Genomic DNA, 25,433 nt, shown 5'->3' with positions numbered 1-25,433 from the left:
GCAATTGCCTACGAGAGGGTTGCCGCAAAGGCGGTAGGCAATTGCGAGACGCCACACTAGTGCCTTGCAACCGGGCGGGCGAGACGACGCGTGATCCCGAATATCATCACTCTTGGCCGGATCATTCTGGTGCCGGTCATCATCTGGGCCATCGCTTCGGGCCAGATGACGATTGCCTTCGCGCTGTTCGTGGTGGCGGGGATCAGCGACGCCGTGGACGGTTTTCTCGCCAAGCGCTTCGACATGACGACCGAGATCGGCGCCTTGCTCGACCCGCTGGCCGACAAGGCCTTGCTGGTGTCGATCTATGTGGCCCTGGGCATCTGGGGCGTGATCCCGCGCTGGCTGGTGATCCTGGTGGCATCGCGCGACGTCATGATCGTCGGCGCCGTGATCGTGTCCTGGCTGCTGGGCAGGCCGGTCGAGATGAAGCCGCTGATGGTCTCGAAACTGAACACCGCCGCCCAGGTCGGCTTCGCCGCCTTGATCCTCGCGGCCCTCAGCTTCGGTTTCGATCCGGCCCCGTTCGATCTGATACTGATGGTGCTGGTCACGGTCTTGACGCTCGCCTCCGTGTCCTTCTACCTCGTTCATTGGGTGCGGCATGTGAGCTCGGTCGAGCCGATCCGCTAGTGTGGCGTCTCGCAATTGCCTACCGCCTTCGCGGCAACCCTCTCGTAGGCAATTGCGAGACATAAGCCACACTAGCACTTTGATTTTGCTAGTGTCCCTATGTCTCCGAATGACCGTGCGAGTGCGAGGCAAACGTAGCGGTAATTCGGAGACGGGACACTAGTGCGGGTTCGACATTCGCCACGCCGCCGCCGGATCATGACCATGCGAGGACTTCAGATGGCAGCCGTGGGCGGCCCAGGATCGCCATCGCGGGGCGCAGTATGAGCGGCACCGAGCGTCCGCATCAGCTCGCGCTGGCTCTGCCGCATACGGAAAGCCTGACGCGTGACAATTTTCTCGAGGGGCCGAGCAACGCCACGGCGCTCGGCCTGGTCGACGGCTGGCCCGACTGGCCGAACCGGGTCATGCTGCTGGCCGGGCCGGAAGGCTGCGGCAAGAGCCATCTCGCCGCGATCTGGGCGGAGCGCACCGGCGCGCCGGTGGTCGCCGCCTGCGCCCTTGCCGATGACGTGGTTCCGGATCTCGTCGCCGCCGGCGCGGTCGCGGTCGAGGATCTCGACGGCGCGCCGCTGGACGAACGCGCCCTGTTCCATCTCTTGAACCTCGCCCGCGAGGAACGTGCCTACGTCCTCATCACCTCGCGCCAGCCGCCGACCGGCCTGTCCTTCTCGCTGCCGGATCTCGGCTCGCGGCTGCGAGCCGTTCCCGTGGTGCCCTTGGGGCCGCCCGACGACCAGTTGTTTCTGGCGCTGCTGGTGAAGTTCTGCGCCGATCGCCAGATGAGCGTCGACATCGCGGTGATCAACTATCTCGCGACCCGGATCGAGCGTTCGGTGGTCGCGGCGCGCGAGGCGGTGGCCCGTCTCGACAGCGAAGCGCTGCGGTTGCGGCGGCCGGTCACGCGGGCGCTCGCCGCCGAGGTGTTGCGCGCGGCCGAAACCAGACGGTCCCATTCGATATGACCGCCGCGGCCCGGTCGCCGGTCGGAATGCGAACGTCAGAGCAAGGGCGCAGCCAAAGTTCCGCCGCGCCTTGACGCCGCCGCGGCAGACCCCAAACTGTCACTGTAACGTCACCGAGTTGTCATCGCGGGAGCGGATGCTTCGGGGCTCGTTTCAGCATCGCAGCGAGTCCTTCATCCGGGCGTCAGATCCATAACCGCACTGGAATCATAATGATGCTAGTGTCCCTTTGGTTCTAACGTTCGTTTAAGCGGACGCTGCCACGGTAGGCGAACGTTAGAACCGGGACACTAGGCAGGAGCGGCTGTAAAACCTCATGGATTCTGCACAAGTCGTTGTTCTAAAAGAGGGTTCTCCTGCAGCTGAGAAGCTGACCGGGATCGCGGCAAGCCCCGAGCGCTTCATCAATCGCGAACTGTCCTGGCTGCACTTCAACCGTCGGGTGCTCGAGGAGGCGGTCAATCCGGGCCATCCCGTGCTCGAGCGGGTGCGCTTCCTGTCGATCTCGGCGAACAACCTTGACGAGTTCTTCATGGTCCGCGTCGCCGGCATCAAGGCGCAGATCAGGGAGGGCATCACCGAGCGCAGCCCCGACGGGCTGACCCCCTCGGAACAGCTCGCCCGGGTCAACGAGACCGTGTCGGCGCTCGCCAGCGACCAGCAGGCGATCTGGCGTGAGCTGCGCGTCGGCCTCAAAGAGTTCGGCATCCATCTGATCGACAGCAAGGACGCCACCAAGGCCGAGCGGGCCTGGATCGAGGAGCACTTCCTCCACAACATCTTCCCGCTGCTGACCCCGCTGGCGATCGATCCGGCCCATCCGTTCCCGTTCATCGCAAGCCTCGGCTTTTCGATTGCGCTGCACCTGACGCGGGTCTCGGACGGCAAGGCGATGAATGCGCTGATCCGCATGCCCGGCAAGATCGACCGCTTCATTCGACTGCCGGGTGGCAAGGACGGCGCCATTCGCCTGATCTCGATGGAGCAGGCGACCAGCCTGTTCATCGGTCGGCTGTTCCCCGGCTATACGGTGAAGGGGCAGGGGGCCTTTCGCGTCATCCGCGATTCGGAAATCGAAATCGAGGAAGAGGCCGAGGATCTCGTGCGGGTGTTCGAGACCGCCTTGAAGCGCCGCCGCCGCGGTTCGGTGATCCGGCTGGAAATCGAAGCGAGCACGCCGATCGAGTTGCGCAATTTCGTGCAGCATGCCCTCGCCACCGCCGACGACGAGGTCTTCCTGGTCGATGGCGCGCTGGCCATGAATGAGCTCTCACAGCTCACCCGGCTCGATCGGCCCGACCTCGAATTCTCGCCTTATGTGCCGCGCTATCCGGAGCGGGTGCGCGATCATGGCGGCGACATCTTCGCCGCCATCCGCCAGAAAGATCTGGTCGTTCACCACCCGTACGAATCATTCGACGTGGTGGTGCAGTTCCTGCAGCAGGCGGCGCGCGACCCCGATGTCGTCGCCGTCAAGCAGACGCTCTATCGGACCTCGAGTAATTCGCCGATCGTCAAGGCGCTGGTCGAGGCTGCCGAAGCCGGCAAGTCGGTCACGGCCCTGATCGAGTTGAAGGCCCGCTTCGACGAAGAGGCCAACATTCGCTGGGCGCGCGACCTCGAGCGCGCCGGCGTGCAGGTGGTCTATGGCTTCATCGAACTCAAGACCCACGCCAAACTGTCGCTGGTCGTGCGCCGCGAGGCCGGCAGCCTGACGAGCTACGTCCATGTCGGAACCGGCAACTACCATCCCGTTACGGCGCGGATCTATACCGACCTGTCCTACTTCACCTGCGATCAGGTGATCGCCCGCGATTGCGCCCGCGTCTTCAACTTCATCACGGGGTATGCCGAGCCGACAGACATCGAGAAGATGGCGGTTTCGCCCCTGACCCTGCGCAAGCGTATCCTCCAGCATATTGCCGACGAAATCGGCCATGCCCAGCACGGCCGGCCCGCGGCGATCTGGATGAAGATGAACTCCCTGGTCGATCCGGACATCATCGACGCGCTCTACGAGGCGTCGCAGGCCGGTGTTTCGATCGATCTGGTGGTGCGCGGAATCTGCTGCCTGCGACCGGGCGTCGCCGGCCTTTCCGAGAATATCCGGGTCAAGTCGATCATCGGCCGCTTCCTCGAGCATGGCCGCATCTACTGCTTCGGCATGGGTTACGGCCTGCCGTCGCCGCGGGCGATTGTGTATATCTCCTCCGCCGACATGATGCCGCGCAATCTCGACCGTCGCGTCGAGGTGCTCTGTCCGCTCCAGAATCCCACGGTCCATCAACAGGTTCTGGAGCAGATCATGGTGGCCAATCTGAAGGATAACGAGCAAAGCTGGCAGTTGTTGCCGGACGGATCGTCAACGCGTATGAAAGCTGCGAAGGGCGAAGAGTCTTTCAACGTGCACAATTACTTCATGACGAATCCGAGTTTGTCCGGTCGTGGTAAGTCGCTCAAGGAATCCTCGCCACGCCGCCTCACCCGCCGCGCGGAGCGCCAGTCCCCGTCGAACTAGCGGCTCGCCGCGCGGCCGCGTTGGCCGGGCGAACGGGTCCAGCATCGCCGTCATCGACATCGGCTCCAACTCGGTGCGCCTCGTCGTCTATGAAGGGCTGACGCGCAACCTTTCGCCGCTGTTCAACGAAAAGACCTTGTGCGGTCTCGGCCGGGAGGTGCAGACCACGGGTCTGCTGGCTGCCGACGCCGTGGAGAAGGCGCTGTCGTCGCTGCGCCGTTTCCGTGCCTTGTGTCGCATCATGAAGGTCGGTCGGATCTACGCCATCGCCACGGCGGCCTGCCGCGACGCCAGCAATGGCGCCGATTTCATTGCCCGGGCCGAGCAGATCGCGGGGGCGCCGATCGAAATCCTGTCCGGTCGCCGCGAAGCGCGGCTGTCGGCGCTCGGCGTCATTTCAGGCGTGTTCAAGCCCGATGGGATCGTCGGCGATCTCGGCGGCGGCTCGCTCGAACTCGTCGAGGTCCACGGCCGCCGCGTCGGCACCGGCCGGACGCTGCCGCTCGGTGGCCTCGCCTTGCAGGACAATGCGCAGAAGTCGCTGAAGAAGGCGGAGCGCATCGTCAGGGATGGGCTTTCCGAGGTGCCGTTCCTGCAGCAGGGCCGGGCGCGCAATTTCTACGCCGTCGGCGGCACCTGGCGGGCGCTGGCGCGCATTCACATCATCCAGAGCGGCTATCCGCTGCGGGTGATGCACGGCTACACCATTCCCGCGGCCGAGGCGCTCGATTTCGCCCGGCGGCTGCGTCGGCTGGCCGCCGCGGGCATGCTGGCGGATATCGAGACGGTGGCGGACGCGCGACGCCCGCTGCTGACCTATGCGGCGCTGGTGCTCGAGCACATCATTCAGATCGCGCGGCCGAAGGCGATCGTGTTCTCGACCTATGGCGTGCGCGAGGGATTGTTGTTCGAAAAGCTGCCGGCGGCCGAGCGGACGCAGGACGGTTTGATCGCCGATGCCCAGAGCATGAACCGGCTGTATTCGCGCTCGCCCGGGCATGCCGACGAGCTTGCCTCCTGGTGCGACCAGTTGTTTCGCGCCGCCGGCCTGAAAGAAAGCGTCGAGGAGCGTCGTCTGCGCCACGCCGCCTGCCTGTTGTCGGATATCGGCTGGCGCGCCCATCCCGATCATCGCGGCGAGCAGTCGATGAGCATGATTCTCAACGGGCATTTCGGCGCCGTCAGCCATCAGGAGAGGGCGCTGATCGCGCTCGCCATCTACTACCGTTATGCCGGGCTCAATCCCGTCAACGAGGCCCCGGCCGACGTGCGGGCGCTGGTGACGGCGCACATGCTGGAGAGGGCGCGCCTGTTCGGAGCGATCTTCCGGGTCGCGCACCTGATCTCGGCGGCGCAGCCCGGCGTGCTCTCGGCGACTCGTTTCCGCAGTCGCGGGCGCAAACTGGAACTGGTGGTGGCGCCGAAAGCTGCCGAACTGGCCGCCGACCGGGTCGCCAGCCGTTTCAAGCAACTTGCCAAGCTGATCGGCCGCTCGGGCGCGGTGGTGCGCGGCTGACGCCGCGGTGCTGCGCGGCGCGGCCGACGACAGTCTCGCCGCTGCTGCCGGTGTCGTTCCGGCCTTCGCCCGGCTGGACCGCCGTGTTCGGCTTGACCTGGCGCAACACGCGCCACCGGGCCGGCGCCATCATGGCGGCTCCACCATGGATGGAGCAAGCTGATGCGACAGGGTTTCACTCGGTTCGCGGCCGTCGGAGCGGCCGCTCTGGCCCTTGTGCCCGGTGCGGTGTGGGCGCAGGCATCGACGGATGCCGAACGATGGGCCTATGGCCCGCATATGATGTGGTGGGGTGGCGGGCTCGCCATGATCTTCGGTCCACTGTTCATGATCCTGTTCCTGGTTGTGATCGTCGCCGCCGTGGCCGTTGCGGTGCGCTGGGCGGGCGGTCCGGCGCCGGCGCCATGGCACCATGTCGCGCCGCCCCGCACTGCGCTGGACATCCTCAAGGAGCGCTATGCACGCGGCGAGATCGACAAGGAAGAGTTCGATGAACGGCGGCGCGTCCTCGGCGAATAGGCTGCCGCTACCAACGTCGGATCCAAAACCGCACTAAAATCACAATGATGCTAGTGTCCCGTCTCCGAATTACCGGGACACTAGCTGGTAACGCTCAGGTTTCGCCGCGATTGATCGGCAACACGCGGCCCTTGTCGATGGCCAGCGCGAGGCGTCCATGCTTGAGCCCGAGCGCGGCCTCGCCGAACAGCTCGCGGCGCCAGCCATGGAGCGCTGCGACGTCGGCATGATCGTCGGCGGCGATCTGTTCGAGATCGTCCACGGTGGCGAGAATCTTCGAGGCGACGCCGTGGCGCTCGGAGGTCATGCGCAGCAGCACCTTCAGGAGCTCGACGATCGCCGACGTATTGACGTTGTTGCGCGGTCTTTCCAGCTTCGGCAGGTTGTTCAGATCGCGCGTTAGTCCGCGCTGGACCGCGGCAATGATGTCGTTGCCCCATTTGGAGCGTTCAAATCCCTTGGGCAGCGAACGCAGATTGGCGAGCCGCTCCAGGGTGGTCGGCGCATGGGTGGCGATGTCGCCGATGGCGTCGTCCTTGAGCACGCGCGAGCGCGGCACGTCGCGGCTCTGCGCCTCCTGTTCGCGCCAGGCGGCGACCTCCATCAGGACCGCCAATTCCTTCGGCTTGCGGACGCGGGTCTTGAGCCGCTCCCAGGCCCGTTCAGGGTGGAAGTCGTAGGTCTTCGGGGAGGTCAGGACCTCCATTTCCTCGCTGACCCAGTCGTTGCGGCCGCGCTTGGCGAGATCGGCATCGAGCGCGGCGAAGACCTCGCGCAGGTGGGTGACATCCGACACGGCGTAGTGGAGCTGCTCTTCGGTGAGCGGCCGCCGCGACCAGTCGGTGAAACGGTGGGTCTTGTCGGGGCGGTGGCCGGTGATCCGTTCGACCAGGGAGTCGTAGGCGATGCTGTCGCCATATCCGAGCACCATGGCGGCGACCTGGGTGTCGAACACCGGGTGGGGTACGATTCCGGCCCGGTGCCAGATGATCTCGATGTCCTGTCGGGCGGCGTGGAATACCTTGAGCACCGTTTCGTCGGCCATCAGGGTGAAGAACGACCCAAGTTCGAGCCCCTCGGCAAGGGTATCGATGACCACGGCCTCCTCGGCGCTGGCCAGCTGGATAACACAGAGCAGGGGATAATAGGTCGTCTCCCGCAGGAACTCGGTGTCGACCGTGATGGAGGGGTGGCGGGCGAGGCGGGCGCAGGCCGCGTCCAGTTCAGCGGTAGTGGTGATCAGCTTCATGACGCTGCTGCATAACCGGTCTTGGCCGCCTTGTCGCCCCGATTTTAGAGGATAACAGTGTTGTTTTGACGAGCATTTTTGCTCGTGCGGGATAGTGCAGGGTGGATTTTGGCCCCCCGTCTTGGTTGCCGGGCCGGCACGCCTCGGGTAAACGAAGGCGCGCCGTCAAGGCCAGATTCCACTCCGACGCCAGTCCAGGACCTCAATGCATCGCTATCGGACCCATACCTGCGGCGCGCTCCGCGCCGCCAATATCGACGAAACGGTTCGGCTGTCGGGCTGGTGCCACCGCATTCGCGACCACGGCGGCGTCCTGTTCATCGACCTGCGCGACCATTACGGGCTGACCCAATGCGTCGCCGATCCGGATTCGCCGGCCTTCCGCGAGGCGGAGAAGCTGCGGTCCGAGTGGGTGGTGCGGATGGATGGCAGGGTCCGCCGCCGTCCCGAGGGCACGGAAAATCCCGAACTGCCGACCGGCGCGGTCGAGGTCTTCGTGACCGAGATCGAGGTGCTGGGCCCGGCCGGCGAATTGCCGCTGCCGGTGTTCGGTGATCAGGAATATCCCGAGGACATCCGGCTGAAATATCGCTTCCTCGACCTGCGCCGCGAGCGGCTGCACCAGAACATCATGACCCGCGGCGCCATCATCGATTCGATGCGGCGGCGGATGAAGGACGCCGGGTTCTTCGAATTCCAGACGCCGATCCTGACCGCGTCCTCGCCGGAGGGCGCCCGCGACTTCCTGGTGCCGAGCCGCATCCATCCCGGCAAGTTCTACGCCCTGCCGCAGGCGCCGCAGCAGTACAAGCAGCTGCTGATGATGTCCGGCTTCGATCGCTATTTCCAGATCGCGCCGTGCTTCCGCGACGAGGACCCGCGTGCCGATCGCCTGCCGGGCGAGTTCTATCAGCTCGACCTCGAAATGAGCTTCGTCACCCAGGACGACGTCTTCGCCGCCATGGAGCCGGTGATCACGGGGGTGTTCGAGGAATTCGCCAAGGGCAAGCCCGTCACCCGTAACTGGGCGCGGATCCCCTTCGCCGAGGCGCTGCGCAAATATGGCTCCGACAAGCCGGACCTGCGCAATCCGCTGGTGATGCAGAACGTGTCCGAGCACTTCCGCGGCTCGGGCTTCAAGGTCTTCGCCCGCATGCTCGAGGATGCGCGCAACGAAGTCTGGGCCATTCCGGGGCCAGGTGGCGGTTCGCGCGCGTTCTGCGACCGCATGAACAGCTGGGCCCAGGGCGAGGGCCAGCCCGGCCTTGGCTATATCATGTGGCGCGAGGGCGGCGAGGGGGCGGGGCCGCTCGCCAACAATATCGGTCCGGAACGGACCGCGGCGATCCGCGACGCGCTCGGCCTGAAAGATGGCGACGCCGCCTTCTTCGTCGCCGGTGACCCGGCCAAGTTCGTTCGCTTCGCGGGCCTCGCCCGCAACAAGGTCGGCGACGAGCTCGGCTTGATCGACAAGGATCGGTTCGAACTCGCCTGGATCGTCGACTTCCCGATGTACGAGTACAACGAGGACGACAAGAAGGTCGATTTCTCGCACAACCCGTTCTCGATGCCCCAGGGCGGGCTCGAGGCGCTGGAAACCCAGGACCCGCTGACCATCAAGGCGTTCCAGTACGACATCACCTGCAACGGCTATGAGATTGCATCAGGTGGTATCCGCAACCACCGGCCGCAGGCCATGGTGAAGGCCTTCGAGATCGCCGGCTATGGGGAGCAGGATGTCGTCGAGCGTTTCGGCGGCATGTATCGCGCCTTCCAGTACGGCGCGCCGCCCCATGGCGGCATGGCCGCGGGCGTCGACCGCATCGTCATGCTGCTATGCGGCACGACCAATCTGCGCGAGATTTCGCTGTTTCCGATGAACCAGCGCGCCGAGGACCTGCTCATGGGCGCGCCCTCCGAGGTCACGCCGAAGCAGTTGCGCGAGCTGCATATTCGTCTCAATCTGCCGCAGACCTGATCACGCCGGACCGGGCCTCGCGCTGTAAGGACTAATCAACTGACGACCGCCACGCCGGACCACGGCGGGGCGGTCAGACACATCTGACCCTTCGCGCGGATGACGTCCGGGCGGGCGGTCGAGGGACTTGAGGGACTTGATGTCGAATTCTGAGGACCTGCGCTCCGCCGCGCTCGCCTATCACCGTCAGCCGCGCCCCGGCAAACTTGAAATCCAGCCGATCAAGCCATTGGCCAACCAGCGCGATCTCGCGCTGGCCTATTCGCCGGGCGTGGCTGCCGCCTGCGATGCCATCGTGCAGGATCCGGGCGAGGCGGCGACGCTGACCTGCCGGGCCAATCTGGTCGCCGTGGTTTCCAACGGCACCGCAGTGCTCGGCCTTGGCAATATCGGCCCGCTGGCCTCCAAGCCGGTCATGGAGGGCAAGGCTGTCCTCTTCAAGAAGTTCGCCAATATCGACGTCTTCGACATCGAGATCGCGGCCAGCACGGTCGAGCGGGTGGTCGAGACGGTGGCGGCGCTGGAGCCGACCTTTGGCGGTATCAATCTCGAGGATATCCGCGCGCCGGAGTGCTTCGAGATCGAGGATCAGCTCAAGCAGCGCATGAAGATCCCGGTTTTCCATGATGACCAGCACGGCACCGCGATCATCGTCGGCGCCGCGGTGCGCAATGCGCTGGCGCTCAACGGCAAGAAGCTCGAGGACGTCAAGATCGTCACCGCCGGTGCCGGGGCTGCGGCGCTCGCCTGCCTCAATCTGCTGGTGTCGATGGGAGCCCAGCGCAAGAACATCTGGGTCTGCGACATCGACGGCCTCGTTCATGTCGGCCGCAACGAGAACATGGACCGCTGGAAGTCGGTTTATGCCCAGAAGACCGACAAGCGCACCCTCGGCGAAGTGATCGGCGGAGCCGATATCTTTCTCGGCCTGTCCGGTCCCAATGTGCTCAAGCGCGAGATGGTCGCCGAGATGGCGGACAAGCCGCTGGTGCTGGCGCTGGCCAATCCGACCCCCGAGATCATGCCGGACGAGGTGCGGGCGGTTCGCCCGGACGCCATGATCTGCACCGGTCGTTCGGACTTCCCCAACCAGGTCAACAACGTCCTGTGCTTCCCCTTCATCTTCCGCGGCGCGCTCGACGTCGGCGCCACCGCGATCAACGAGGAGATGAAACGCGCCGCTGTCGATGCCATCGCCCAGCTCGCGCGCGAAGCGCCGTCCGACGTGGTGGCGCGTTCCTCGGATGCCTCGGAGGTGCAGGGCTTCGGCACTGGCTCGCTGATTCCGAACCCCTTCGATCCCCGCCTGATGCTGCGCATTGCCCCGGCCGTGGCCCGCGCGGCGATGGAGTCCGGCGTCGCCACCCGGCCGATCGCCGATTTCGACGAGTATGTGGGGCGCCTCGAGCAGTTCACCTTCCGCTCGGGCCTGATCATGAAGCCGGTCTTCGCCAAGGCGAAAACCCAGCCGGTGCGCGTGATCTTCGCCGAAGGTGAAGACGCCCGCATCCTGCGCGCCACCCAGGTGATCCTGGAGGAGAAGCTCGCGCACCCGATCCTGGTCGGTCGACCCTCCGTGGTCGCCGCCCGCATCCAGCGTCTCGGCCTCACCATCCGGGCCGGACATGATTTTCAGCTGATCAATCCTGAGGACGATCCGCGCTACCGCTCCTATGTGCAGAGCTATATCGATGCGGCCGGCCGCAACGGCGTGACGCCGGATGCGGCGCGCACGCTGGTGCGCACCAACAACACGGTGATCGCGGCGCTCGCGGTCACGCGCGGCGAGGCCGACGCCATGTTGTGCGGTGTCGAAGGCCGCTACATGAGCCATCTGCGGCACATCCGCGAGATCATCGGCTTCTCCGATGGCGTTGTCGATGTGTCGGCGCTCGCCCTGCTGATTACCAGCAAGGGGCCGTTCTTCCTCGCCGATACTCAGGTTCGCCTCAACCCGACCGCCCCCGAGCTGGCGGAGATTGCGGCCCAGGCCGCGGTGCATGTCCAGCGCTTCGGGCTGACGCCCAAGATCGCCTTCCTGTCCCATTCCGATTTCGGCAGCTATGATAGTGAATCATCGCGCAAGATGCGCGATGCGACGCGCATCTTCGCCGAGCAGCATCCGGAGATCGGGGCCGACGGCGAAATGCAGGGCGATTCGGCGCTGTCGCAGTTGATCCGTCAGAGCATCCTGCCGCATTCGCGGCTGGAGGGCGTGGCCAACGTGCTGATCATGCCCAATCTCGACGCCGCCAACATCGCCTATCAGATGATCAAGATGGTCGCCGACGCCTTGCCGGTGGGACCGATCCTGATCGGCCCGGCGCGCCCGGCCCATATTCTGACCCCTTCAGTCACCGCCCGCGGCATTCTCAACATGACCGCGGTGGCGGTGGTCGAAGCTCAGGAGAAGGCCAGCCGGCAGCAGCCGACGCTCTTCGCCTGATTGTTGGGAATCGACCCGGAAAAGGCTCGAACGTCGACCGGGTTCTTGGCTACAAATAGCAGCCGGGCGGATCTGCGCCCGGCGGGGGACGATTGCCGATCGGCGCATGTCGATCAGCCGTAGCGGCCCCGTTTTGTGTTCGCCTGGATTTCCGCCGGGACCAATCCCGGTTTTACGAGGGGCAGAGGCATGGTGGTCGCGGTCGGGCGAGTTCTCTTTGCGGTGCTGTTCGTCGTCTCCGGGGTGTTGAAGCTCGTCGACCTGACGGCCACGGCCAAGGACCTTGCAGCCCATGTCGTGCTGCCGTCGGTGGTTTCGCCTTATGCCGATCAGATCGCGGCTTTTACCGGCATGCCGTTCGAACAGATCCTGGCGATTGCGGCCGGCGCCACCGAGATCATCTGCGCGCTGATGATTGCGCTCAATTTCGGCGCCCGCTTCTTCGCCGTGGTGCTGATGCTGTTCGTGCTCGTGGCGACGTTCTATTATCACCCGTTCTGGGACGTGAGCAGCTCCAGGCACGTCGACGATACGATTCAAGCGCTCAAGAATCTGTCGCTGGTTGGGGCGCTGCTGATCATCGCGGGCTTCCCGCGGACGCCGCGCGATGCGGCGGACCTTACCTTGGGCGAGCGCCAGCTTTAACGACGCCGCGCTTCAGCTCCGCCGCCACGCGGTGACGCGCACATCCGCGGCGGGATCGAGCACGCGGGTGTCGGTCGGGTGGAGGCCGCTGGCGCGCAGGATGTCTTCCGGCGAGCGCTCCGGCACGCCGGGAAAGACGCCGTGGCCGCCGGGCACGCGGACCCGGGGCGCCTGAGACAGCCAGAAGGTGTCGTAGCGGCCGAGAAACATCGCGAAGACGCCAGGGCCGCCGATGATGGCGGCGATGCCTTCCGTCACGCCGGCATGGGCGCAGGCGGCCTCGAACGGTGCGCCGGCAGGATTCCACAGCGTTGCCTTCGCATTGCCCGGATCGTCGGCAAGCGAGGCCACCTTGCCGGTGACGATGACGCGGCGACGGCGCGGCGAGTTGGGCTGGTCCTCGAACGACTTCCGGCCATGGACGACGACATCGACAGCATCGAGTGCGGTCGAGAAGAAGCGGTAATCCGCCTCGAACTTCAAACTGTCCGGCATCGAACCGCCGGCGTCCGCCAGCATGCCGTCGCCGGACACGATCACGTAACCTTCCAAACGCAGCACGACCGTCCTCTGGCAGGCGCCGCCACCCGTGATTGGGCGCGGCTATTCCGAGATCGTCTGTACCACAGAGGACACCGGACGGCTGCTCACGGTCGGCAATTTGGTGTCCTTCAGCAGATCCTCATCATAGCTCGCGATGGTCTGCACCGGAACCTTGGCCTTGATCTGCACCACCTTGTAGCCGCCGGCCTTGAGCTTGCGCAGCAACGTCGGCAAGGCCTCGGCGGTGTGCTTCTGGAAATCGTGCATCAGGATGATGCCCTTGCCGAGTTTGTCGAGCTTGCCCATGACGGTATCGACGATCTTCTCGGGCTTGCTGGCCCTGAAGTCGAAGGAATCCAGATCGCAGGAAAAGATGCCGACATTGCGCCCGCCGAGATAGGTCACGATGGCCGGCGGGTGTTGCAGCGCCGGAAAGCGGAAGAACGGCGAAGGCGGTGCCCCGAGCGCCCAGCGCACCGCGCTGAACCCCTTCTCGATCTCGTCCTTGGCAGCCTGTTCGGTCATGCCCTTGCGGTTCAAGACGGCGTGGGACCAGGTGTGGGCGCCGATGGTGTGCCCGGCGGCGGCGACCTGCTTGAGGATTTCCGGATGGTAGGTGGCGTGCTTGCCGATCGGAAAGAACAGGCCTTTGGTGCATTCGTCGGCCAGGGCCTTGAGCACCGCCGGGGTATTGCCGGGCCATGGACCGTCATCGAAGGTCAGCACAACCTCCTTGTCGCGCAGGAAATCGAGCTGTTTGAAGTGCTCGAAGCCGAAGCCGGGACCGCCGGTGGTGTCGATCTGCACGACGCGGTTGACGCCGAGGGCGTCGGGATTGGCGCAACTTGTCTTGTCGACGGCCGGCGCGGGTGGCGGGGCCGGGACTGCCGCGGTCTTGGCTGCGGCCGGTGCAATGGGCGCGGCGGCCGCCGGGCGGGGGGCTTGCGACCAGGCGGTGGTCGCCCAAAGGGTCACGGCACTCGCGAGAAGCAAACCTGTCGTTTTCCGCATCGCATTCCCCACCCTGATTGAGGCCTGGACCGTCCCGCCGCGCATCGATGTCTTTGGTGTCGCGGACCGACGATGTCACTCAATGACATCCTCGCCGCCGCCGTCGATTGTCGTCAGGTGTTCTGGTCCTCGGCTGTGCGCTTCTTGCAGTCTCTCTTTCTGGTTCGTTCTCGAGATCGGTCCGATATCGTCGGATCTCGGCAGTTGTATTCGTTACAGTGTCGGCCGTTAAGGAGCGTTCGCTGCTTGGTTGATCGCTGCTTGGTCGTTCGCGGATCGCCGGCGCGCCGCTCGTGATCAGCCGGCGCCCTGTCATCGCCGCGGCATCATTGCCTTGGCCGTCATCCTAGTGTGGCGTCTCGCAATTGCCTATGCCCTTTGCGGCAAGCCCCTGTAGGCAATTGCGAGACATAAGCCACACTAGCACTTTGATTTTGCTAGTGTCCCTTATGTCTCCGAATTACCGTGCGAGCGCGAGGCAAACGTAGCGGTAATTCGGAGACGGGACACTAGCGTAGCCGCGACTGAGTCGCCAAGTGTGCCAGCGACACGCGGCATTGTCACGTCGCCGCAAGGGCCCGACCGACGGCGGTTTTGACGCGGGTGTCGAGCGGATCGACCGCACTGGGAAACACCTCGGCGATTAGTCCGTCGCGACCGAGCAGATATTTGTGGAAGTTCCAGGCCGGAACATCCTTCGGCCGTTCCGCCGCGGCCCAGCGATAGAACGGATGGGCGTCGGCCCCGCGTACGGCCGTCTTGGCCGTGATCGGGAAGGTGACGCCATATTGGCGGTGGGCGGTGTCGTCGATCTCGGCCTTGCCGCCCGGCTCCTGGCTGGCGAAATCGTTGGAAGGCACGCCGACGATCATCAGGCCGGCGTCGGCAAATTCGCGCCACAACGCCTGCAACCCGGCATATTGCGGGGTATAGCCGCAGAGCGAGGCGGTGTTGACCACCATGATTGGCCGGCCGGCGAAGTCGGCGAGGCGGATATCCGGCCCGCTCAGCGCCTTGAAGCTGAAGACATAGGCGGTCATCCGGCTCGCCGGGCCGTCATCGGCGATGGCCCGCCGTCCGAGCAGGTTCGGGATTGCCGCGATGCCCAGCGCGAGGGTGACCACGCCCCTCCGGTTCATCATCGATTGATCTCCCTCGGTGTGCCGTAGCGAGGATAGTCGCCTAGCAGCCTGTCGGACTGAGGTCTTGGAGTTTGTGGCGGGTTTGGTTTTTCAACCTGGTGCGGTCGTTTTCATTTTATTGCCGGCCGAGGGCGCGGTGAGATTGCCCTGACCGCTATAGCGTGGACGGTTCGAGGTGCATTCGGCCGGCTGCGTCCGCCTCAGGCGGGGGCGAGGGCGAACATTCGCTTGATGTTCCAGGCCATGGTCACGAGGCTCCACTCGCCGCGCGCCTTTGCCAGGCCGCGCATCGAAAACTGACGGAACCCGAGCACCGATTTGATGATGCCGAACACCGGCTCCGGCGACTGTTTGCGCAGAGCGTAAAGATTGCGGCCTTCCGCCGTCTTCAGCCGATGCGCCATCGCCTCGACTGGCGTCGGATTGGCCGGCGCCTCCGGGGTCTTCTCAAAGCGTTCGGCCAGAGGCGGATGGTGAGGTTGGCGACCCATCGCGATCACCGGCGCCACCCCCGCCTTCACACAGGCTTCGACGTTCGGGCCGCTGAAATAGCCCGCGTCCGCGAGCAGCGCTTCGGTCTCGCCCAGCGCCGGAGGCAGGGCCCCGAGCTTGTCCAGCGTCGGCTCGATCTGCTGCTTGTCGTTGGGCGCCTGAACCACGTCCGCCGCCACCACCAGCATGCTGCCCACCGCCACCGCGGCCTGCGCATTGTAGCATTGATCGAAGCCGCCGCCGGCCACCGGCATGATGCGCGAATCCTCGTCCGTGAGATTGATCTGGTCCTTCGGCAGCGGTCCCTCGGCCGGCGGCTCCGGCGGCTCCGGCGGCTTGCCGCGCGGCTTCTTGCCCGTCTCCGCAGTTTTGGCCGCCCGCGCCGCCAGCTTGGCCTCGTGCTCCACAAGCTCGCGCTCGTAACGCTCCTTGGCGCGCGCCTCGATCTTCGCACGCGCCTCAGCGATTTTCCGCAAGCGCTCCTCGCGCCGCGCCAGTTCTTCGGGGACCGACATCCCGTCGGGAACGTCCGCAGTGTCCGCCGCCTCGGCCTTGGCCAGCAGTTCGGCCACCTCGGCCTTCAACTGCGCTTCGATCTTGCCCGCGTGCTCGTAAGAAAGCGCGCTGTGCCGGCTGGCGCTGGCGTGGATCTTCGTGCCGTCCAGCGCCACCGTGCCCATCTTCAGCACGCCCATCTCGCGCGCCAGCAAAAGCACCTGAACGAACAGCGCTTCGATCTCCCTCAGAAACCGCCGCCGGAACGCCGCGATCGTGTCGTGGTCGGGATGCTCGTTGGCCGCAATGAAGCGGAACGCCACGCTGTCATAGCTCGCCCGCTCGAGCTTGCGACTCGAAAAAAAACGCCCGTCGCGTAGCCGTAGACCAGCAGTCCAAGCAGCATCGAGGGATGATACGCCGCCGAGCCGGAGCCCCGATAATCCCCGCACATCGCCCGAAGATCGAGGTCGTCGATCACCTCCACGACGAAACGCGCCAGATGTCGCTCCGGCAGCCACTCGTCGACCGAGGGCGGAAGCAAAAATCCCGTCTGCCGGTCAATCGTGCGGAAATTGCTCAACCGCGCCCCCCCCCCCTGAAAAAGGCCGAATCAACGCTTCGATTCTAACCAATCCTCGACGGGTGCGCTAAGTCCGACAGGCTGCTAGCGTTCTACGACTTCCCGGCCGAACACTGGAAACACCTGCGGACGACCAATCCGATTGAAAGCACCTTCGCGACCGTGCGCCACCGCACGATCCGGTCGAAGGGTTGCCTGTCGAACAGGACCGCGCTCGCGATGGTCTTCAAATTGCTCGAAGGCGCACAGAAAAGCTGGCGTCGCCTCGATGGCCACAACCAGTTGCCAAAACTCGTTCTCGGTGTGACATTCAACGACGGGATCGAGGTCATCGCCAAGCCGAACGACCGTCAGCCCGCAACCGCCGCCGCCTAACCGGTCCGGCCGTCACCAAAATTTGGCGATAGCTCGATACTTGTTGAAGATCGCGGGCTGTTGCACACGAATCCTGGCTGGCAAAGCTGGCACTTTGCCCCACAACCGCTTCAAGCCTTGACTACTTTCCGAAGAATGCTGAGACGTGTGAGCTTGAGAGCTGCCACGTCGTTCTTGTCACGCAGCAGTCGTCCGATCGCGGTGGTCCACCGTGCATGGGTGAGGCCGAAGACGCCTATTCGGAGGCGGCCTGGGGCCCCGGCCGAATTTCAGTTGAAAAGTGGCGATTGCCAGCAGCGCAAAGTCGTGCGTTCCTGTATTGTTCTGATTCGGTCCGAACCGGAATCCGCGCATGACCCACCTAGATAGTGTCCGTGAACTTGCATCGGTTCTCAACCCCCAGAACGAGGCCCGTCCAACGGTATTGTTGGGCGCGGGCGCATCGTTCTCGTCCGGGGTTCCTTTGGCCGACGAAAGCGTAAAGCGCATCGCGCGCCGGTATTATGCGGAGAGGATCGTCGGCGGTACCGTACTCCCCGAACAGGTCAAAACGTCCGAGTGGATGGCATGGCTGAACGAGCAGGATTGGTTTGTCCGGGATCCCGCCAAGCTGCCAGAGAACTTCCCGCTCGCGATCAAGCATCTGCTCACGCCTCAAGCGTACCGCCAAAAGGTGCTTCTCGACCTGATCGCGCCGGACGGCGAGATTGGCCGCGGCTACCGCCACCTCGCAGAGCTCGTTCTCAGAGGGCTTGTCGGAACGATCCTCACGACCAATTTTGACATCTGCCTTCCTCGGGCGCTCAACGACAAACGCCCGCACATCCGACACGTGGCGGAAGTGAATCGCGGCCCGGATGATTTCCGGGAATTCGACATCTTCAATCGCGCTCAGATCGTCTGGCTGCACGGCAAAGCCGAACAGTACACCGACAAGAATCTGGCCGAAGAGGTCGCAAATCTCGATCCGAAGCTGGTCGGAGCGTTGTTACCTCTGCTGCAGTCCACGCCGCTGATCGTGGTCGGGTATCGTGGCGCCGAACCGTCGATCATGGCCAGCCTCCTGGGCGAGTCCGGCGATCTCGCTTTCAGGAAGGGAATTTTCTGGTGTCACCGCGGTGGCGATCTGCATCCGAACGTCGAGGCGCTCCGGAACAGACTGGGGAGTAACTTCAAACTCTGCGAGATCGACGGCTTTGACGAATTGTTCGCCGACCTCGATAGCGAGCTTGCGCGCCAGCAGAGGCATCTCGGCGCGCCTGTTGCGGACGCCAAGCCCGATTTCGACGACCGTCCTATGGATGGCGCTACGCTCGCCGATCTCGATCTCGATCTCGCCTTGCACACGGCTCATCAGTATTCGCGTAAGCTCGGCTTGCGAGAGCCGACCGCGGCTTCGTTGAAGGTGTTTCTGCGCGAGCTCGGGTTGTTGATCGACGCGGGCGGCGTCGATCGGCCCAGCATCGCTGCCGTTCTTCTTTTTGGGCGCGACCCGCAGCGTTTCCTTCCCCACGCCGTCGTCACCGTCACAGTCGACGGCAAGAAACGCAAAGTCATCACCGGGAATCTGCTGAAGCAGCGGAAAGACTTGCTCGATTGGGCCGAGCAGGAGGACGTCAATCCCGTTCTCAAGGTTAAGGTGCGCGGGCGTCACGAAGAGCGCCGTGCCTATCATGAGCGCGCGCTGATCGAACTTTGCATCAATCTCTTGGTCCATCGTGACTACGCCGATGGGCGTCCCGCGACGATCGAAGCGCAGGGAAACAGCGGCATTATATTTTTGAATCCCGGGCGTCTCGAGGAACGCGTCGCAGCCAAGCTCAAGCTCGATGCGCGTGGTCAGTTCGAACCGGTCCGCGAATTGACCTCCCCCCGCAACCGGGCGCTTTGCGACATTTTTTATGGAATGAGCGCGATGGAACGCGCAGGGACGGGCCTGGCTGACGTACTGAATTTCGCTAAAGAGGGGGACGGAACGGCGGTCTTCAGCGTGCCGCCCGGCAGTGACGAATTCAGGGCCGAGATATTCCAGCCCGCAACTTCCGGAAAATCGGCATCAGTCGCGCGGGATACACGACCGATCGGCACCTATATCGTCAACCTGATGCCATTCGCGTCGTTGCCGGCAGCCGTGTCGCGGGTACGCGTTTCGGGGACGCTGGAAGCGATTGCAAAGAAGGTGCCTCTCAATGAAATCGGCACAGCGCTAATCCGCGAGGGTGAGCTCTGGTCGTTCGCACCAGCGGAGTTTCTCCATACAATCCTCAAGCCGGTGATGATGGAGGCCACCGTGCGAGTGACCTCCCGGAACGAGTTGGAGGCCGATCCAGACCTCGCGCGCGTGTTGTCCTGGCTGCTTCGGAAGCACTTCGAGGGACAACTCCGTGGATTGCGATCTCGGGGCCTCATGATCGAACCGGATCGCAAGTCCAACCGTCGTGCCTACTTCGTTGGGGAGAGGAGCGGGCCGCGAATGATGATCTACGACACGCCCCGCCGCCGTGGCATACCGCGCGAGGTCGTGAAGCAGCGCGGTGATCCACCCCGCATGTGGTTCGAGAACGAAGGCATCGCTTACGAAATCGCACGACTGGGACCGATCTGGGGCGTGCGTGTGAAGCCGTTCTATATGTTCACCGGCCCGGACGCGCAGACACCGCTTCCGGGTTACGCCAGAACCGCGAAGGCAACCCGACGGATGAAGTTCGACCGCAACCAGAGTGTTGAAAGCGATCTGACGTTCTGGGGACGTTTCATTGCGCAAGGCGCGCCTGTCGTAAACATGGGGCAGGGACCGGTCGAGGACCTCCTGCTCGAAGGTGCATTCATGTCCCTGGACGTTCCCGAAGAAGGATTGATCGATGGTGACAGCGATAACGATAAAATGTCTGCCTGAGCCGGAGCTGCAGTTCAGCAACGGCCGGCGAGACTTCGATCCGCGGCGCGCGCTGTCGGCTGGAGGTCCAGCCGATCATCGAGGCCTTCGGACGATCCGCGTAGGCTTGGTGGGGCTCGCCGAAGAAGTCGCCGCAGCTCGTGCTTGGATCGCCGCCATGGACGGCTTCAAACCCGCGCGCGAACGCAACGCGCGTCGATTTCGGGATTGGCCCGGCGCGGAAAAGGCCCTTGGCGCAAAATTCGAGGTCGACCAGACTTTCGTCCGGACGATTGACAAGGCGCAATTTAGCCGACTGTTCAGGGAACGCATCAGCGGCGAGGACTTTGATGCTCTCGTAGAGCTGTTCGAGGGACCGATCAGCAGCATGTTCGGTGACCTGCGTCCGGATTGCATCGTGGTGTGCATTGCGGATGCGCTCGGGGATCTACGCGTGCAGAACCCCGAGCTTTCCGGCAAGGAACGGAGAGCCCTTGAGATATTGAAGCGCGAAGAGGAGAGCGCTCAAGGCGATCTGTTCGCGCCCTCGGAGGAGGATCTCGCCGAAGCCGAAGCGCTCCGTACAACAGCGGAGGATCTGCTGTTCCGGACTTTCTATCGGGCGCTCAAGGCGAAAGTCCACAAATACGAGAACGCGGTTCCGATCCAGGTCTTGCGGCGTGAAACGATCGATCGGGCGGAGGATTCCGGGCACAGCCAGGCGACACGGGCCTGGAATTTCACGACGGCGCTCTATTACAAAGCCGGCGGGCTTCCTTGGCGGCCGGCCGACCTACCCGAGGGGATGTGTTTCATCGGCGTATCCTTCCATCATCTCAAGAAGCGAGGTGGGCATCTCGTCTACGCGAGTGTAGCCCAGGCTTTCTCCTCAGATCACGAGCCATTTTGTCTAAAGGGGGCTCATATCGATCACGAGCAACGCCGAGATCGTCAGCCCTACCTGAACAAGTCCCAAGCGTTCGCGATGATGCGGGACATCCTGCATGGCTACGAGAAGCGCACTGGCGTGAAGCCAAAGCGCGTGGTGGTTCACAAGACTTCGATGTACCAGCCGGAGGAGGAGGAGGGATTCCGGGAAGGCACGAAAGGCATTGTCCCAAGTTGCGATCTCATCTGGCTGAGACAGACGCCGTTCAGGTTGGTCAGGAAGGGATCGGAAGAACCTTGGCGGGGGACACTTTGTCAGATCGAAGGCGATTCATATCTTTTCACCAGCGGTTATGTACCGTGGTGGGATGAGTTTCCTGGGGCGCACATCCCCGCGCCAATTCAGATCGGATCGGCGGGGCCGACCGACATCGAGGCAAGATCAAGGGAAATCCTGACGCTGTCGAAAATGAACTGGAATTCGAGCGACGGCATCACGCGTCTGCCTGTCACCCTACTATTCGCAAAGAAGGTCGGGGAGATCATGACGGAATTGTCTGATAACGTCATGCCAAATCCGTCATTTCGTTTTCATACCTAAGCTGGACCAACATCTCGACGATTGGCTGCGGCCGGCTCGCGACGGCGCCGATGCACCGCGTCCGTTCCTCTAGCTCAACATCATCATGTCGGCCATCACCGAAGAAGCAGATGACATATCGCCTCAACTTTCCAGAGAGGAGGCGATCGCCATCATGCGGAACGGCCTCGGCGAAGCGGAACTGAAACTCGCTGGTTCATTCTGCGCGCCGCTCTACTGGGTGGTCGGACGTTTGCCCGACGGCAGTCCGATCGCGCGAAACGGCACGGCATTCTTTCTGAACGCCGGCCAGGGCGTCTTCGGCGTGACGGCCTGTCACGTGGTGCACGGTTGGATGCGCGCACGCCGGGAAGGCGCCGGTCCCTTGTGCCTCGCCACCAATGGTAATCCCCTCGTGGTCGATTGGGCCGAGCGGGTAATCGCCGCCCATTCCGCAATCGATATCGCAACCTTTCGCATGTCGGAGCAAGAGGTGGCGGCGCTGGGAAAGACCGTGCTGACAGGGTATCAACGCCATTGGCCCCCGAAGCCGCCTGCGGAGAATTGCGGGATCTACTACGCAGGCTATCCCCAGGCGGGAACACAGCCGATAGGTTCGCAAGGCGTCTGCTTCGGACTGGTGCGTGGTTCGGGTGTCGCCAGCGGCGTGAATGACCGGGACGTGGTCAGTCTTTTTGAGCGTTCCTGCTGGTTGCCTGATCCGGTCCACGGCGCTCCGCCGCCGAACTTCGACTTCGGCGGGATCAGCGGCGGCATCATGCTGACCGTCGTCCAAGGCACGCTCCGCTCATGGTCTTTGGCTGGGGTCGTTTATGAGGGGCCTTGTACCTCGGATGATCCGGGCGAGGCGATAGAGGGGCTCGAAATCCTCCGAGCACGCCGAGCCCATTTCCTCAAGCCGGACGGCCAGCTCGATACCGCGCAGTGGCATGCGTTGGGCGGCCACGATCATGTTGAGCCCTGAGATTTATAGGCGGAATAGCGATGAGCGTCTTTGAAGAACGCGGCGTGTTCTGGTGGCATGATGAGGCTGTCGCCGAAGGCCTGCTCGCCCCTGACGCGCACGTCGCCGGGCTGCTGCGTGTTGAAGAGAATGGGCGCGCCGTCCTCGAACTCGATGGCTACCTGCCGAATCCGCACGATCCGATGGCTCCGATGTCCCGCGAGCCTGTCACGCGCTGCATTCAGGGCCTGCTCAAAGGCAGTGGCGAACGTGTTCTATTGTGCGATCTGAACAGGAACGGCGGACGATTCAGCACCAACGGCATCTCCTACGAAAAGTTCAGCGCCGCTCATTGTCTGATCGGCCGCAGCGTCTTCATAACGGGCACGGCCGCACCGCTGTTTGCCACGCTGACCATACCGCTGACGGGCTTCGAGGACTGGCTCCGGCTCGGGGTGATCGAGGTCGAGGACACGCCCGATACGATCACTCTGAAGTATAAAGCGCGCGACGACATCAGTTACCCGGATGGTGATGGGACCCTGACGCTGATCTTCGACATCGAGGTCGATGCAGCCGGGATGCTTGGAACGCACGCCTATTCGCTCAAACAGGTGGTCTACGCGAGGCTGAACCTTAACACGCCAAACACCCTGAACGATCTCGCTCTTCAGTTCCGGATGTTCGAAGATCTTCTCAAGCTGCTGACCGGCTCCGATTACGAGCTGGGCTGGCCTTTTATGGACCTCCCGGATGGCTCGCGATGCCGATGGTATTTTCAGCGGATGAAGAGCAAGGAGCCGGTCGAGGCTCCCTCGCACTACAACACCGTCACCGCCTTTCCGGAGCTTCGCAATGCGTTCGGCGCGATCTGGTCGCGCTGGAAAGCGATGCGGGACGAGTTCGGTCCGGGATTCTATCTTTATCTCGGCCTGCGGCGCGGCATGGCTATGTACATCGAGCACCGCTTCGTCAACCTGATCTGGGGCCTTGAAGCTTTTCACCGCAAGAAGGGCGGCAGCTCGGACTCCATCGCCGCGAAGGTCAGCCGGATTCTCGACAAAATCGATATTGCAAAAGATAAGCGATGGCTGGCGAAACGCCTTGAACACGCGCACGAACCATCGCTCGAACAACGTCTATTCGAGATGTTTAAGGCGTTGCCGTTGGGCCTCGATGAGGAAAAGTTGCGGATATTCTGCCACGCATGTGCAAAATTGCGTAATGACATTTCGCATTTCGGTGGCGAGCGGCACGACGCCAGCTATTCCGAGTTTCTGAACGACGCCAACACCAAAAGCGATGCACTCTCGGTCCTCTACCACGCCCTGTTATTGCACGAGGTAGGCATCGACGGATGGATTTTGAAGCGGTGGGCTTTCGACAGTTTCCTCTCGGGTCCGATCAAAAGTCATTTCGTGCAAGCGGGTCTGCTCGATAAAAGTATGCTGCGCGCAGAAGAGCAGCCGAACGCTCAGGCTGCGGACGCGCATGCTTCTGGAGAGGCCGAGAGCCCAAACGATCCCGCCTCGCCAAAATAATCGCTACGTCGCTACGCAACCGTGCGAGTGGCGATCAGCGCTGTCGTCTCGTTGCGGCTTTTCTGAGTCCCATCCTGTAGCGAGCGATCGTTCCGTCGCGGTCATGTCGTCCACGAAGCGATAGCCCTCGACGACGCGCCGGATCATACCGTGGAGATCGCGCTTTTGGTCTTTGCGTGAAAGACTGCTGAGGTCTGCCAGGTCGTAGTCGGCGCCGCCTTTCACCCGCTCGTTGAACCATGCGTTTCCGCCTGTCCGCTGCGCTGCCGCTACCTGTCGAGCTTCGCCGCGCGCTCAGATCATCTTCCACTTCCCGTCAGTTTGCCGACTCGAATTGTGTCGGGACCTCCCAAGCCGTCTGGCAGCTTCCAAACTGGACGCGGATGCGCGGCGCTGGCCCCATCATGATCGGATAGTCTTCGATCTCGCAAACCGTGCCGACCTCACCGGGCTTTATCTCGGGACGCTGTTGGCCGGCAATGAGGCGCACTCGGTCTCCAAGGGAAAAAGGACAGTCGTTGCGTTCGCTGACAATGAAGGCGCCAGCCGCGACCTCGGCGCTGACATCAAGGGCATCATGATCGGCATCTCCGGGGCGGAGTTTAAGAAACACCTTCACGGGGCCGTCGGCGAATTCAACGCGAAAGCCGTTGTAGTCCACGGGTTCGACCTGCACTCCGTTGGCAGCGGTAAATCCACGACGGCCTATCAGATGAAGCCTCTTTCGAGCGACGATCCTGCCTCCGACTTTCGGATTAAACTCCAGAGGCGGCAGATCGCCGCGATGTAAGAGCACACGGCCTTCCGGATCGAAATCTGCCTCATCGACTTTTTCTGCGGCCCGCATCAGGATCCGTGCGACATCGCGGTCGAATGCCGCGATCGGCTCGATGCCGGAAAGCGCGATTCCGGCCAGAGCCTGATAGCTCACAAATCCGGTATAGCGCTGCTGCTTGTAGTCAAAGGCGAACGCTACCCATTCACGATGCTCGACATCGTCGCGCCGAAACAGGCGGGGCATTGACCCTCTTTTTCGTACGCCCTCGCCGCCGCCATTCTGCGGGATGAAGATGATACCAGCCCAATTCAAAGCCGCCTCGATGGCATCGATCGTGCGCGCCTGTTGATTGCGCTGGTCACGTTCAAAGTCAGCAATCGTTTTTTTCGAGACCCGTGATGCCGTTTCCAGCTCTTCCTGGGACCAACCGAGCAAGGCGCGGCCTGCGCGGCACTGCGAGGGGGTTATCATGTGTTTTCCTTTAGGGTAATATTTCAGTAAATAATATTACATCAAAAGAGTAATATCAAGAGGGGTGCAGGGAGTTCGGAGGGGTGGGGCCTGTTCACGCGTTCACGATGGCAACCGAACGCCTGCGAAGGCATTGTCCAGGCCAAACGGAACTGCTATTCTGAACGGAAAGAGAACGGAAACCTGTGGCCAAACGAGAACCGGGCGGCTGAGGGGCCGGAAGTAG

Annotated in this window: 17 protein-coding genes and 2 pseudogenes; 13 read left to right on the top strand and 6 right to left on the bottom strand. The window is 63.3% G+C overall.

From position 1 onward, the window contains the following. Positions 1–90: 90 nt before the first annotated feature. From DB459_RS23450 to DB459_RS23430, 5 genes are all read left to right on the top strand, one after another. Positions 91–633, top strand: coding sequence for a CDP-alcohol phosphatidyltransferase family protein (locus tag DB459_RS23450; RefSeq protein WP_253708598.1), 543 nt, complete (start codon positions 91–93; stop codon positions 631–633). A 263-nt stretch (positions 634–896) separates the two neighbouring features. After that, on the top strand, positions 897–1,598 hold the full coding sequence (locus tag DB459_RS23445; RefSeq protein ID WP_253708596.1) for a DnaA ATPase domain-containing protein: 702 nt from the start codon (positions 897–899) through the stop codon (positions 1,596–1,598). 316 nt (positions 1,599–1,914) lie between these two features. After that, positions 1,915–4,116 carry an RNA degradosome polyphosphate kinase gene (locus tag DB459_RS23440; RefSeq protein WP_253708594.1) on the top strand — a complete coding sequence of 734 codons (2,202 nt, stop codon included), beginning with the start codon at positions 1,915–1,917 and terminating at the stop codon, positions 4,114–4,116. A 43-nt stretch (positions 4,117–4,159) separates the two neighbouring features. Then, on the top strand, positions 4,160–5,632 hold the full coding sequence (ppx, locus tag DB459_RS23435; RefSeq protein WP_253713678.1) for an exopolyphosphatase: 1,473 nt from the start codon (positions 4,160–4,162) through the stop codon (positions 5,630–5,632). 162 nt (positions 5,633–5,794) lie between these two features. Continuing rightward, positions 5,795–6,151, top strand: coding sequence for an SHOCT domain-containing protein (locus DB459_RS23430; RefSeq protein WP_253708593.1), 357 nt, complete (start codon positions 5,795–5,797; stop codon positions 6,149–6,151). A gap of 94 nt (positions 6,152–6,245) precedes the next feature. On the opposite strand, the gene rnd is transcribed toward DB459_RS23430, so the two are convergent. Then, the gene (rnd, locus tag DB459_RS23425) at positions 6,246–7,400 is read right to left on the bottom strand and encodes a ribonuclease D (RefSeq protein ID WP_253708592.1); all 1,155 of its coding nucleotides are present in this window, start codon (positions 7,398–7,400) and stop codon (positions 6,246–6,248) included. A gap of 205 nt (positions 7,401–7,605) precedes the next feature. Between rnd and aspS the strand changes: the two genes are divergently transcribed. The 3 genes from aspS (at position 7,606) to DB459_RS23410 (ending at position 12,469) form a co-directional block, all read left to right on the top strand. Further along, positions 7,606–9,378, top strand: coding sequence for an aspartate--tRNA ligase (gene aspS / locus DB459_RS23420; protein ID WP_253708590.1), 1,773 nt, complete (start codon positions 7,606–7,608; stop codon positions 9,376–9,378). 136 nt (positions 9,379–9,514) lie between these two features. Further along, complete coding sequence (locus DB459_RS23415; RefSeq protein WP_371926808.1) at positions 9,515–11,824, top strand: NADP-dependent malic enzyme; 2,310 nt, start codon at positions 9,515–9,517, stop codon at positions 11,822–11,824. Positions 11,825–12,013: 189 nt separating this feature from the next. Next, a complete protein-coding gene (locus tag DB459_RS23410; protein ID WP_253708586.1) occupies positions 12,014–12,469 on the top strand; it encodes a DoxX family protein in 456 nt (151 codons plus the stop codon). A gap of 12 nt (positions 12,470–12,481) precedes the next feature. Here the strand turns inward: DB459_RS23410 and DB459_RS23405 are convergent, their stop codons facing one another. The 4 genes and pseudogenes from DB459_RS23405 to DB459_RS23390 all read right to left on the bottom strand — a co-directional run bounded on the left by DB459_RS23405 (position 12,482) and on the right by DB459_RS23390 (position 16,735). Continuing rightward, on the bottom strand, positions 12,482–13,027 hold the full coding sequence (locus tag DB459_RS23405; RefSeq protein ID WP_253713677.1) for a dihydrofolate reductase: 546 nt from the start codon (positions 13,025–13,027) through the stop codon (positions 12,482–12,484). 45 nt (positions 13,028–13,072) lie between these two features. Further along, entirely contained in the window at positions 13,073–14,023 is a 951-nt protein-coding gene (locus DB459_RS23400) for a polysaccharide deacetylase family protein (RefSeq protein WP_253708585.1), read from the bottom strand. A 560-nt stretch (positions 14,024–14,583) separates the two neighbouring features. Further along, positions 14,584–15,165 (bottom strand): glutathione peroxidase, encoded by a 582-nt coding sequence (locus DB459_RS23395; protein WP_253708584.1) that lies wholly within the window; start codon positions 15,163–15,165, stop codon positions 14,584–14,586. Between the two features lie 200 nt (positions 15,166–15,365). Then, positions 15,366–16,735 (bottom strand): annotated as a pseudogene (locus DB459_RS23390) (IS1182 family transposase). Positions 16,736–16,810: 75 nt separating this feature from the next. Between DB459_RS23390 and DB459_RS23385 the strand changes: the two are divergent. From DB459_RS23385 to DB459_RS23365, 5 genes and pseudogenes are all read left to right on the top strand, one after another. Further along, a pseudogene (locus DB459_RS23385) lies at positions 16,811–17,110 on the top strand (transposase); the annotation flags it as partial. A 352-nt stretch (positions 17,111–17,462) separates the two neighbouring features. Beyond that, the gene (locus tag DB459_RS23380) at positions 17,463–20,006 is read left to right on the top strand and encodes an SIR2 family protein (RefSeq protein ID WP_253708582.1); all 2,544 of its coding nucleotides are present in this window, start codon (positions 17,463–17,465) and stop codon (positions 20,004–20,006) included. Then, positions 19,972–21,474, top strand: coding sequence for a hypothetical protein (locus DB459_RS23375; protein WP_253708580.1), 1,503 nt, complete (start codon positions 19,972–19,974; stop codon positions 21,472–21,474). The genes DB459_RS23380 and DB459_RS23375 overlap by 35 nt, the downstream gene beginning before the upstream one ends. 85 nt (positions 21,475–21,559) lie before the next feature. Then, positions 21,560–22,438 carry a hypothetical protein gene (locus DB459_RS23370; RefSeq protein ID WP_253708578.1) on the top strand — a complete coding sequence of 293 codons (879 nt, stop codon included), beginning with the start codon at positions 21,560–21,562 and terminating at the stop codon, positions 22,436–22,438. A gap of 20 nt (positions 22,439–22,458) precedes the next feature. Next, the gene (locus tag DB459_RS23365; RefSeq protein ID WP_253708576.1) at positions 22,459–23,958 is read left to right on the top strand and encodes a HEPN domain-containing protein; all 1,500 of its coding nucleotides are present in this window, start codon (positions 22,459–22,461) and stop codon (positions 23,956–23,958) included. A 316-nt stretch (positions 23,959–24,274) separates the two neighbouring features. Here DB459_RS23365 and DB459_RS23360 read toward each other — a convergent pair whose 3' ends face one another. Beyond that, complete coding sequence (locus tag DB459_RS23360) at positions 24,275–25,207, bottom strand: helix-turn-helix transcriptional regulator (RefSeq protein ID WP_253708575.1); 933 nt, start codon at positions 25,205–25,207, stop codon at positions 24,275–24,277. Positions 25,208–25,433: the final 226 nt, after the last annotated feature.

The sequence above is a fragment of the Bradyrhizobium sp. WD16 genome, assembly GCF_024181725.1.
Classification (GTDB): Bacteria; Pseudomonadota; Alphaproteobacteria; order Rhizobiales; family Xanthobacteraceae; genus Bradyrhizobium_A.
The sequence above is the reverse complement of the archived record's forward strand: the minus strand, read 5'-3'. Positions and strand labels throughout refer to the sequence as shown.